This window comes from Bradyrhizobium sp. IC3123, assembly GCF_020193625.1.
GTDB lineage: Bacteria > Pseudomonadota > Alphaproteobacteria > Rhizobiales > Xanthobacteraceae > Bradyrhizobium > Bradyrhizobium yuanmingense.
This window is the reverse complement of the sequence record NZ_JADYVF010000014.1, coordinates 134,751-146,687: the sequence shown is the minus strand read 5'-3', so window position 1 is coordinate 146,687 and position 11,937 is coordinate 134,751. Positions and strand designations below refer to the sequence as shown.

Below are 11,937 nucleotides of genomic sequence, written 5' to 3'. Positions count from 1 at the left end.
ACATGCCCACAACCTCAACAACAGACGCAGACAGAGGCCCTCGCGGCCTCATATCAGAAAATCGGAGCGGCGAGAGTTCCAACTAAGAAGGCGGCGTCAGTGGTCCTGCTCCCGGGGTCCACTTCACTGATACGTGTCATCAAATGGATTGTTAGATAACTGACATTCCCGCGCAAGGTGAGGGCCCAAAACCAAGTGCAGGGGGCGCCGCACCGGAAGGACGCGGCGCCCCTGGCTGTATATGCGGCAGGCGAGTACTATTGGCCACTGTCTGATCCAGCGACAGTCACCCGCTCGTATAGCAGGATGGACTAGCCTTGCGACGACGTGGGATTAGCACGACCGCCAAATCCGGTTGGTGGGCCAGCGATCGCATCGGGTTCCTTCCGCGGAGCTGCAGATCGGGTTGCCAGAAGAACCGGTCCTCATAATCGGCACGGGAATTGCTGCCCCCCTCGTCGAACGACTGCTGTCAACGCGCGTCTGGGAGTGTGGCGCCTTAGGGCAGCCTCACCATTTCTATCGTTTGAACCCTCGCACCGAGACTACGAGTGTGCAGCCGCAAAATCTCAGAGCCACAACCTCAACGACGCAATCGTGGTGAGGTGGCTTACTAGGCTCCGTTCGCCACACGGTGTCGCGCGGCGATCAGGATGGAAGGCAGCGTCAATCAAGGTGAGAGAGTTTCGCTGGGCTCGTGACGTAGGGAGGGCGTAGCCCGACCGGAGTTACGAGCCCAGTGTCGGCGCGATCCCGAGGAGGACCGCGCCGACTGGTGATCGCGGCCAGCGGGGTTATGCAAGTGGTTCTTCCGCCAAGAGCAATCACTCGCGTGCCCGGCCGACACATCACAGATCACCAGATGAGGCTCTACATGAAGTACCGTCAGACCGATAGCCCGCCAGTGGCGGCGGCCAAGGCATCATTCAGTGCGTCGACCGCCTATCTGATCGAGAGAGACCCCCGATTTCCATCGCAAAGGAAGGCGCCCCGCGGCCGGCGACCGCCGGACCCGTTGAGCGACGTGTTCGAGACCGAGATCGTCCCGATCCTGAAGGCGGCACCTGGCTTACGCCCGGTGGCGGTGTTCGAGGAGATGCTACGGCGTCATCCGGATCTCGGCAGCGGTATCCGTCGTACCCTGGAACGATCCGTGCATGGCGGGCGATCCACGGCGAGGAGCAGGAGGTGATCTTCCGCCAAACCCACGAGCCTGGCCAACTCGGCCTCTCCGACTTCACAGACATGGACGAGTTGGGTGTTACGATTGCGGGTGCACCGTTGGATCATCGTCTCTATCACTTCCGTTTGGCTTATTGCGGGTTCGAGCACGCCCACGTCGTGCTTGGCGGCGAGAGCTTCGTTGCCTTGGCCGAAGGCCTGCAGAATGCCCTCTGGTCGCTCGGTGGGGCGCCGCGGGAGCATCGGACCGACAGTCTGTCGGCCGCATTCTGCAATCTCGATCGTGATGCACGGGACGATCTGACGCAGCGATACGAGGCCCTTTGTGCCCATTACGGCATGCGGCCTTCCCGCAACAATCGAGGCGTTGCTCACGAGAATGGTTCGATCGAAGGGCCCCACGGTCATCTCAAGCGAGCAATCGCGGACGCCTTTCTGCTGCGCGGAACTGTCGACTTCGACGATCTTGCAACCTATCGCGGCTTCATCGACGAGATCGTCAGCCGCCGCAATGCCCGCAACGCCAAGCGGATCGATAGCGAGCGCGTGGTGTTGCAGGAGCTGCCCGATCGGCGCACCTCCGACTACGAAGAGGTGATCGTCCGCGTGACATCGTCCGGCGGCTTCACCCTGCGCAAGGTGTTCTACACGGTGCCATCGCGCCTGATCGGTCACCGGCTGCGGGTGCGCCTTTACGATGATCGTCTCGACGTGTTCGTCGGCGGCACCCATCTCGTCACCCTGCCGCGTGGGCGGCCGCATCCCAATGGCAAGTACGACCAGGTCGTCGATTATCGGCACGTGATCCATTCCCTGCGGCGCAAGCCGATGGCGCTTCTCAATCTGGTCTACCGAGATCGGCTGTTCCCGCGCGATGCCTATCGGAAGACCTTCGATCGCTTGCGCGAACGCTTGCCGGACAAAAAAGCCTGCCGGATCATGGTCGATCTCCTCGCGCTCGCTCATGAGCGCGGCTGCGAGACCGAACTCGCCGATCAGCTCACCGCCGACCTCGAGGCCGGCCGACTGCCCGACCTCAACCGGCTACGTGCTCACTTCGCCCCCGATCCCGCCAACCTGCCGAACGTCGTGGTGCAGCTCGTGCCGCTTGCCACCTACGAATGCCTCATCGGTACCGCCGAGACCGGAGGTGCCGCATGAGCGTAACGAACACGGTTGATGCCGCGCGCCTCAATCTGTTGCTCAATGAGCTCCGGCTGCCTGCCATCAAGGTGCTGTGGGCGCAATTTGCCGAACAGTCCGACAAGGAAGGCTGGCCGGCCGGCCGCTTCCTCGCGACCATCGCCGAGCACGAGATCGCCGAACGCGGCCGCCGTCGGATCGAACGACACCTTGTCGAAGCACGTTTGCCCGCCGGAAAGACCTTCGACAGCTTCGACTTCGAAGCCGTGCCGATGATCTCGAAGGCGCAGGTGATGGCGCTCGCCGCCGGTGACAGCTGGCTGGGCAAGGGCGCCAATTTGCTCCTGTTCGGCCCGCCCGGCGGCGGAAAGAGCCACTTGGCGGCAGCGATTGGCCTGGCCCTCATCGAGAACGGATGGCGCGTCCTCTTCACCCGCACCACCGATCTCGTGCAGAAGCTCCAGCTGGCGCGACGCGAGCTCAACCTCGAGGCGGCCATCAATCGTCTCGATCGCTTCGATCTCCTGATCCTTGATGATCTCGCTTACGTCACCAGGGATCAGGCCGAGACCAGCGTGCTGTTCGAGCTCATCAGTGCACGCTACGAGCGCCGCTCGATGCTGATCACCGCCAATCAGCCATTCGGCGAATGGAACAGAGTCTTCCCGGATCCCGCCATGACCCTCGCCGCTATCGATCGCCTCGTTCACCACGCCACCATCGTCGAGATGAACGTCGAGAGCTATCGCAGACGGACCGCCCTCGCACGAAAACGCGGACCCGGACGGCCGCCATCGCACGCGACACCTAAAACCGTCGCTGATTGACGCTGCGCGACAATCAGAGTTCAACAAAACTCTTGCGCGCGACAATCATCGCGGCAATCATCATCGGGCCGCGACACTGCCTCGCCATCCTGATCGCCGCGCACTTCCTACCCAGATTGGCGCGCTACAACACGGCAAGGAGGAACGAGAGAAATGTGGCCGAAGTCGATCTTCACAATCAAGAAGTCTTGGATCCGCTGATTGGGCAATGCCAGCAACTGGTCAGGGAAGTGGCAATTCCCTAGCAATGGGAGGTGCTAAACGATCGCAATCCCGGGGCGATACCGAGCCACGCGGTAGAGAACTTCCGCGTTGCCGCCGGACGTGCGAGGGGCGAGTTTCACGGCGCGGTCTTTCAGGACAGTGACGTCGCAAAATGGCTTGAGGCGGCTGCATGGTCGCTATGCCAGACACCAAATCCAGAGCAGGAGAAAGCGGCCGATGAGCTCATTGAATTGATGGCGGCCACCCAATGTGGCGACGGCTATCTCAACACCTATTTCATATGAACGCGCCTCAGGAGCGCTGGACCAACCTAGCGGAGTGCCACGAACTTTATTGCGCGGGGCACTTGATTGAAGCAGGTGTCGCGTTCTTTCAGGCAACTGGCAAACGGCGATTGCTGGAGGTCGTTTGCAGGCTTGCTGACCACCTCGGCACAGTTTTTGGCCCAGAGCGCGATCAGTTGTACGGCTAGGAACGTGGCACGGAGCCGCACTTCTACGACATTGAGTAAGAGAAGCGCCAGCAATCCCGCGTCGCCAAATCCCACGGCACGCCTTGGATGATAAAAAACAAAGCGTACAGCCAAGCGCAGTTGCCGCTTTCGGAGCAGAGGACTGCAATAGGTCATGCGGTTCGTTTTGTATACCTCATGACGGCAGTAGCTCATCTCGCGCGTCTGCGCCAGAACGACCAGCAGCGCCAAACTTGCCTACGGCTATGGCAAAACATGGTTCAGCGCAAGATCTATATTACCGGAGCCATCGGCTCGCAAAGTGCCGGCGAAGCGTACAGCAGCGATTACGATTTGCCGAATGATACGGCGTATGCGGAAAGTTGCGTGTCGATTGGCTTGATGATGTTCGCGCGCCGTATGCTGGAGTTGGAACTGGACAGTCGCTATGCAGACGTGATGGAGCGCGCGCTCTCGGCGGTATCGCGTTCGACGGGCGCCATTATTTTTATGTTAACGGCTCGAAATGCATCCAAAAACGCTGAGGTCTAATGGCATCTACAATCATGTCTCGCCGGTGCGACGACCTTGGTTTGGCTGCGCCTGCTGTCCACCGAACATCGCACGGCTTTTCACATCCATTGGTCATTACATCTACACGCCCAGCACCGATGCGCTCTATGTAAATTTCTACGTTGGTAATATAGTAGCAATATCGGTCGACGGACACGCGCTGCGTTAGCTGATAAGCGGCAGCTATCCCTGGAGAGAAGAGGTAGAAATCGCCGTCGAATCTGCGCCGCCAATTGCCCACACGCTCGCCCTGCGCTGCCAGAATGGTACAGCGTGCCGCAGGCGAGCCTGAACGGCGAGCCCATGAATTGCGAGCCGCGCAGGAGCTATTTGCACATTCGCCGAGCGTAGCAGCAGGGAGATCGCGTCAAATTATCGCTGCCGATGCAAGTGCGCCGCGTATACGGCCATCAACTTCCCAATTTGGCCGGCAAGGTGGCCATCCAGCGTGGCCCCTTAATTTATTGTCTGGAGGAGGCCGACAACGGGACCGAGTTAGACAACGTTTGGCTTCACTCAGACAGCCGGTTTTCCCTTATGGAAGGAACAGGTCTCTTTAACGGCAAGATTATGCTGCAGGCGGACGGGGCGCGGTTGCAACGCACGCATTCTGAAGAAGCGGCGCTTTATAACTACGACAAATCGCCTGGACAGCTAGAACCGCAGCGGCTGACATTCATTCCGTGGTTCAGCTGGGATAATCGTGGCGAAGGCGAAATGCGGATTTAAATAGAGGAGCGCTAACGCCGGACGAGCGGGTCGCGCTTCCACGAGTCGACGTTAGACGGCCTTTCTGGCGCAGGCGATATCGTTGGTCAAAGTCTGGAAATCGGCCAATCTATGGAAGGCGGTGCGCGAGCTCCACTCGAACGTTGAAAAAATCCGAATATGAAGCGGCGGAACTCCGAAAAGAGTACGATCCGATTGGCATCAGCAGGTCAACCAGCGATCGGCCCAATTCCCAATAAAGGAGCTTCCTCGGAGGTGTTCGCGGCCTCTCATCAAACCTGATGAATGCCAATGGCACGAGCGTGCCGCCGTGTAGTTCGAAAGGAAGCCCTATGACAAGCCAAACGTGAGGGCGGCCACGTCAGGTTTTGGTAAGCCAGGCTCCCTATCAGCGCCGCTGGGCCTAACAAGCCTAAACAGATGCGGAAATGTATGTCCGACGGGAGCACCAATCGCCATGTATAATCGGATCAATGGCTCGTCCTACTTCCAATCCTCTGACTATGCCGAAACTGATGAGCAAATGGACGCGGACATCTTTGCGGATGCGTTCGCAAATATGCGCTTAGCCGAATCTGGTTCCAGTAGCAGTTCATCTGCGGCAACAAGACCGTATTCGCTCGTTTCAACCCCTCCCATAATAGAGTTCAAGGATTGTCAGTCATTCCGAAAAGCCGCGGAGGCCTATCATGGTGACGAAATCATGAAAATCGCCAACAACCCCCAAGAGTACTCCGACTTCGTGTCCGGCAAGGCAAGGCGAACTGCCGAAGTTGCCAAAGACTACGGGCGAACCCGAGATTCCGAGAAGGCGCGATACTTCAGCTACCAATTGGGCAACAAGAGTGTCGGACTTCTAAGAACGGAAGGCGGCGACAGCATGACCGAGTTCGACGTCGAAAGGTGGAAGAAGCTATTTCCTGGACGCAACGGGACTACCTCTACTGTGGATCTTCAAGTCGTTCATCCGCTTGTCGAGAACGCTGGCGACATCCTGCTCGAGCACCAGCTTCGACTAGACGGAAAACAGCCGCTGCTCAATTTGCGTCCGGCTAATTCGGAAGCAAGAGCCCGTGCGGCAAAGATGGGATTCGTCGAGGTTGACGCCGACAACATGGTTCTTGACCCAGCGAAGTCAGATAAGTGGGTAAGGAATAGCGACGGCGAATGGCAGCGCAAAGGTACTGCTGCGCGGTATCTTTCCAAAGCTGACGACAGTGAAGGTAGTGATACCGAGATCTCAGCGAGCCCCTCAACATACGACTATGAGGATGATTTTATGTGACAATGGGATCACCGGTGATTTGGCCCGATGGAGTAGACCAATCTAGCGTGCTCCGGGCTCCTCTGTGTTTATCGCCTTTTCGGCTGAGAGTTCCTCTGAGTTGGCTCAGAATACTGTCCGCAGAGTGCTTCTTGGCTTAGCGGTTGCTGATTTGTTTGAGCCTTGGAAGTAGGGGCTCACTGCGGAAGGCAATTGCGACAATGCTCGCTGCGGAGAGGACCTGGATGGGGTGCCGCCAAAGTGCGCCCGGCCGCCGAGGGCCGGGCGTGTTGTGCCGAGTCGTTGGACGGCTTGGAGCCAGAAGTTGTCTACAGATGGCGCCTACGAAGTAGTAAGGGTGTGGGCGCCTGCCGCGAGTCGGTGGGCAAGGAAATGCACAGCGAAGCGGCGCCCGATGGGCAAGACGGCTGGCATGCGTCAACGGACATAACGACGCCGAGAGCACGATCATCGTGCAGAGCACTTTCACCAGAAAAGCCTCAACAGAAGACACGCGGCGGTTGTCCTGGGCGAAGCTCCGTTATCATCGTCACTGCAGTCGGCTGCGAACAGCCAAACTCTTGCTTTGTCGATCGCTCTCGGCCAGCTCCGCTCTGCAATAGAACATATAGAAACGATCCAGACGAGTTAAGAAGGGCTCAGGGTCGTCGATTGCTTTGGGTGAGCATTACATTGAACGTCGATCTGCAGAATGAGTCGAGCTGGCGTACCCTTCCAGCACTCGCAGCGATAAGGTTGTTCTGCACCAATGTAGCCGCCCGGCGATGGTCGCTAAAGTGTCGACAAGCGACAATTGGCCTCTCGCTCGCTTGATTTTAGAGCAAGTAGCATCTTTGACTCGAAGAGGTTGATCGGCGGCGAGATCGACGCGTGGAGCGTTTAGATCGGACACCAACCCAAGCCGCAGATGGATTGCATCAGATGTCGCGCCGGCCGTCATACGCGTTCAGTGCGGTGTCGAGGCATTCGATTAACGCTTGTCCTGCAAAGGGTTTGGCGAGGAAGCCAATCGCCCCGGCGTCCAGGGCTGACGCGCGCACGCGCTCGTTGGGGAAAGCTGTAATGAAAATGAATGGTGCGTCGTAACCACGCGTCCGCATCTCTGCCAGCAGCTCCAGCCCGCTCATAGCCGACATCTGCACATCGGTGATGACACAGGATGTCTCATTCAAGTACGGCGACCGCAGGAGTGCCTCGGCCGACGCAAATATCTGCACGACGTAGCCACGCGATTTCAGAAGGTTTTCTGTCGACGCACGGACGGAGACGTCGTCGTCAACGACGGAAATCAAAGGCGTGGACAAGATGAGCCCTCCAGACGCAGTACAGCGGCAGCCAAAGCGCTAGCCACTTTCGGCGAAAAGTGGGCTTAAGTGATGGAATTGTAAAATCATACTTGCGTTTGTTCGGAACGATCGACGCGAATTCCCAGCGTCTCGCTCATTCTGATCAGGTCGGCCAGCGACCGGGCACGCATCTTTTTCATTACGTGACCCCGGTAAATCTTCACCGTAATCTCGGCGAGCCCAAGTTCGCCGGCTACCTGCTTGTTCATTAGGCCGGCCGCGACCAGTTTCATCACTGCCTGCTCGCGCGGGCTTAAGGTCTCAAATAGAGACTGCAGATTCACGACGGTTCGCTGAGCTTCCCGTCTTTTGCGATCTCGTTCGGTCGCCGCAACCACGGCATCAAGCAGTTCCTGATCGCGGAACGGCTTGCTGAGAAAATCGACCGCACCTCCCTTCATGGCCTTGACGGTCATGGGAATGTCGCCATGGCCGGTGATGAAAATGATCGGGATGTGTATGTTCAACCTGGCCAGCTCGGTCTGGTAGTCAAGGCCGCTCAGGCCTGGCAGCCGGACATCAAGAACTAGACAGCTTGTGACGTCCGGAATTGTGCTCTGCAGCATTTCACGGGCCGATCCAAACGCCACGACCTCCAACCCTACCTGTTGAAAAAGGTTCGTAAGCGAGCGGCGCACCGAGATGTCATCCTCAACGACAAAAACGATGGCCTTCGTCGAGGCCTCGGCATTGCTACCCTCACCTGGCGAGTCAAATCGTCCTGTCACTGGAGGGCCTCCTTGTGTACGGGCAGGACAAACTGGAAGGTCGCGCCCGGTTCATTTTTCTGGAGAAGCGATAGCCGCCCTCCATGAGCTTCCACGATAGAACGGCAGATCGAAAGGCCCATTCCAAGGCCACTCGGCTTGGTGGTGAAGAAGGGATCCAAGACGTGGTCAGCGTCCTTCTCGGCGATCCCGACGCCGCAATCGGCCACTGCAAGCTGCACGTGCCCCAGATCGTCCTTGGATGATCGAATTAGAAGTTCGCGCGGCCGGTCGGTAACTGCGTCCATCGCCTCAATTCCGTTCATTACCAGATTGATGATCACCTGTTGTAGCTGAATTCGGTCACCGAGGATCCTCGGCGGCGCGGCCGCCAACTCGGTTCGCAACGTCACTCGGTGGCTCACCAGCTCTCGTGTTACCAGCGCAATGACCTCCCTAACGACCTCATTAATGTCGAGTGGCACCATCTGAATCTCGCCTTTCTTCGCGAGCGCGCGAACACTGCGGATCACCTCGCTTGCCCGGATTGCGTCTTCGATGATCCATTCCACTGAAGAGCGCGCGGCGGCAAGATTAGGAGCTTCCCGAGCCATCCAGCCGAGGCACGCATCGGCGTTGTTGAGAATAGCGGCGAGTGGTTGGTTTATCTCGTGAGCGATGGAAGTCGTCAGTTCTCCTAACGTCGTTACACGCGTGACATGTGCAAGCTCCGCTTGTGCCTTTCGCAGCTCTTGTTCGGCCTGATCAGCGCGAATGAGAGCCGTTATGTCAGTGCTGACGCCCCGATAGCCCAGAAAAGTTCCGTTTCCATCGAAGAATGGCTTGCCACTCGTACGGACATAGATCGGAGATCCCGTTCGATTCACGGTACGGTAGATGAGATCCCGAAACGGCAGATGCGCCTGCAACGTCGCCCGATGCTGACGCCACTTCTCGGGTTCCTCTTCCGTGTCGCAAGCAATGTCCCAGCGAAGCAGGCCCATCAATCCTGTCGCCAAGATTCCCGCAGCGCTGGTGTGCTCGGACAAGTGAGTGACCCGATGATCCGGCCCAGTTTCCCAGAGCCAGTCGGAAGCTGTCTCGGCGTAGTCGCGAAAGCGCTGCTCGCTTTCGCGCAGCGCGACAAGTGTGTTTTCCAGGCGTTCCCTAGCTGCGTGCTGCTCGGTGACATCCATATGTGTTCCGATCAGCTCGCTGACATTACCATCGCTGCCGAGGACAACGTGTGCAACGGAGTGTATGCGCCTTATCCCGCCATCTGGCAGAAGAATACGAAAATCATACTCGAACCGTTCTTCCACGTGTTCAATCGCCTGCCGCAGCACCTCCTGTAGCCGCGGCAAGTCGTCCGGATGGATGCGCGATCGAATGGTCTCGATCGATACCGGCTCTTGTGGGCTAAAGCCAAACAGACGATCGACCTCGGCGGAGCGATACACGAAATCTAGGCCGTAGACGTCCCAGGACCAGCTGCCTGTGTGAGTGAGATGCTGGGCCTCGGCCAGATAGGCCTCGCTGCGGCGCAGCTGCTGTTCTGCTCGCCTCGCCGCCGTAATATCCGTAGCTGCCCCAACAAACTCGATGTCACCAGAGGCTGTCCTCGTGGCTCGTGCCTGCGCATGAATGTGCTTTACCGAGCCGTCCGGTAGCAGAAGCCGGTATTCGTGCTCGAAATCGCTCGGGTCTCGCATCGCGCGATCGATAATTTCTTTAACCGAAGCCCTATCATCGGGATGAGTGCGCTCAACGACGAGCTGCGGCCCCGGTGGCACTGTCTCAGAATCTAATTGGAAAATCCGAAATGTTTCCTTTGACCAGAAGGCCTCGCCCGTAGCAGGGTTCCAGCTGAAGCTGCCTGTGTGACTCAACTCCTGCGCCTGGGCCAAATGTGCTTCGCTCCGCTGCAGGGCAAGTTCAGTCCGCCTTCGCTCCGTTATATCTTCGCAGGCGACAAGGATAATGGGCCGCTCATCCGCCCAGAGCATGGCTTTGGCGATTTCACGTACCCACAATACCGAGCCGTCCTTCCTGACCTTCTGGACGTCCCACGTGCGCGTTTGTCCGACATCCTCCAGGCACGTCCGAACGCATTCACGAACGAAGGCGCGATCCTCCTCGAGAAATACCTCCAGCACGGATTGACCAATCAGTTCAGCACGAGCATAGCCGAGTTGTGTCGCGCCGAATGTATTGACGTCGAGGACAGTGCCGGCTTCATCGACCATGAAGTACATGGCCGGATTGTGCTCGAAGATGGCGCGCCACCGCTTTTCCCGATCCTCCAAATCGGCCGCACTCCGCTGAAGCTTGGCCGCAGCCACACGCGCAGCCTCGCTTTCCTGGCGCAGCTTTCCGATCAGGTGCGCTCCCACAATCGAGGCAATAAAGAATGCAACAACCACGGGCAGATCTTGGGGGTCATCGATTCGCAGGCTGAACGCCGGCGGCGCAAAATAATAAGCGAGAGCAGCAACGGCTACGATGCAAAGCGCGGACGACGCGATGAAGCTGCCCATCAACGAAAACAGTAACACCACTAACAAATAGGCGAACGCCGTGGGGGCGAAATGCGCGTGAAGGTACAAGCAAGACAGTGTTACCACCGCCAGCGTTATGGAGCCGAAGGTAAACTGAGGGGCTGAGCGCTTTAAACTGCTGATCTGGCTACGCATTTTGATACTGTCCGGCCTGTTCTCCGGCGGGAGAGCTATAACATTTTAGGCAAAAATGGGGCAATACTCGGCACCAGCACCTGCTGTGAGCGGTTCCGAGATCGATTGCTTGCTGAACTGAGCACGCGCGAAGAAAAAACGCATCACAGACATACGTATAGTCGTCCTAAACCTTTCAATATGGCCACTATCGCGCGCTGACACGCCTAGAATCGAAGCTGAGATGTCTACTTTCCTCCGCTGCCGATAACCTCCGGGCAGGCGCTTGAGGCTGCAGCCGAGGACAACTCCCTTACGCCAGCCGGACGAGGACAGCGGCTGCAGTTCGGCCAAGACGTTGAGCCGAAACAATCAGGCGCGCCTCGCCGAACCGGAAAGAACAGGGACAAGCTGCCGGCCGATTCATCTCGCCGTTGCGATCGGCATGCGGAAGAAAGCGCAACCGTCTCGTGCCGAGATACGAAGGCGAAGTTACGCGACTGCCTTGCATGCCCGAGGGCCATCACGCCTAGGTGAGAGGACTTGTCTCCGGTCAGCCGTTGAGCGCGCGCGAACGACGCCGAACCGAACACTAGCCGTGTGCGAGCCGGCATGGCTCCGTCGAGGTGCCATCTAATCCATGCTGATCACACCCATCACGATCTAATGCGGCAGCACGGACCGTAACAAGGGATGACGAGTTGCGTCAGCAAGATCGCTACCACGTCGTTGGTTGGGCGAGGCCAGTGCAGTGACCGCGCGCATTGGCAATTGTAGGCGGAGCAACACCTAGGTCC

8 protein-coding genes and 2 pseudogenes are annotated in these 11,937 nt (G+C 58.2%); 7 read left to right on the top strand and 3 right to left on the bottom strand.

The genetic code is table 11. The features are described 5' to 3' along the window. Positions 1 to 832: 832 nt before the first annotated feature. From istA to I6F20_RS32060, 7 genes and pseudogenes are all read left to right on the top strand, one after another. A pseudogene (gene istA / locus I6F20_RS32085) lies at positions 833 to 2,343 on the top strand (IS21 family transposase). Continuing rightward, complete coding sequence (istB, locus tag I6F20_RS32080) at positions 2,340 to 3,152, top strand: IS21-like element helper ATPase IstB (RefSeq protein ID WP_225129633.1); 813 nt, start codon at positions 2,340 to 2,342, stop codon at positions 3,150 to 3,152. Before istA ends, istB begins: the two are co-directional and overlap by 4 nt. Next, a complete protein-coding gene (locus I6F20_RS32075) occupies positions 3,149 to 3,397 on the top strand; it encodes a hypothetical protein (protein WP_225129631.1) in 249 nt (82 codons plus the stop codon). The genes istB and I6F20_RS32075 overlap by 4 nt, the downstream gene beginning before the upstream one ends. A gap of 9 nt (positions 3,398 to 3,406) precedes the next feature. Continuing rightward, positions 3,407 to 3,661 carry a beta-L-arabinofuranosidase domain-containing protein gene (locus I6F20_RS38035; RefSeq protein ID WP_345944108.1) on the top strand — a complete coding sequence of 85 codons (255 nt, stop codon included), beginning with the start codon at positions 3,407 to 3,409 and terminating at the stop codon, positions 3,659 to 3,661. After that, a pseudogene (locus I6F20_RS32070) lies at positions 3,625 to 4,380 on the top strand (beta-L-arabinofuranosidase domain-containing protein). Before I6F20_RS38035 ends, I6F20_RS32070 begins: the two are co-directional and overlap by 37 nt. A gap of 405 nt (positions 4,381 to 4,785) precedes the next feature. After that, on the top strand, positions 4,786 to 5,130 hold the full coding sequence (locus tag I6F20_RS32065; RefSeq protein WP_249781959.1) for a hypothetical protein: 345 nt from the start codon (positions 4,786 to 4,788) through the stop codon (positions 5,128 to 5,130). 457 nt (positions 5,131 to 5,587) lie between these two features. Beyond that, positions 5,588 to 6,415 carry an Effector protein NopP gene (locus I6F20_RS32060; RefSeq protein WP_225129630.1) on the top strand — a complete coding sequence of 276 codons (828 nt, stop codon included), beginning with the start codon at positions 5,588 to 5,590 and terminating at the stop codon, positions 6,413 to 6,415. Between the two features lie 917 nt (positions 6,416 to 7,332). Here I6F20_RS32060 and I6F20_RS32055 read toward each other — a convergent pair. The 3 genes from I6F20_RS32055 to I6F20_RS32045 form a co-directional block, all read right to left on the bottom strand. Beyond that, complete coding sequence (locus I6F20_RS32055; protein WP_225129628.1) at positions 7,333 to 7,719, bottom strand: response regulator transcription factor; 387 nt, start codon at positions 7,717 to 7,719, stop codon at positions 7,333 to 7,335. Positions 7,720 to 7,805: 86 nt separating this feature from the next. Further along, positions 7,806 to 8,489: a response regulator transcription factor gene (locus I6F20_RS32050; protein WP_225129626.1), complete on the bottom strand. Its 684-nt coding sequence runs from the start codon at positions 8,487 to 8,489 to the stop codon at positions 7,806 to 7,808. Then, positions 8,486 to 11,161, bottom strand: coding sequence for a PAS domain S-box protein (locus I6F20_RS32045; protein WP_225129624.1), 2,676 nt, complete (start codon positions 11,159 to 11,161; stop codon positions 8,486 to 8,488). Before I6F20_RS32045 ends, I6F20_RS32050 begins: the two co-directional genes overlap by 4 nt. Positions 11,162 to 11,937: the final 776 nt, after the last annotated feature.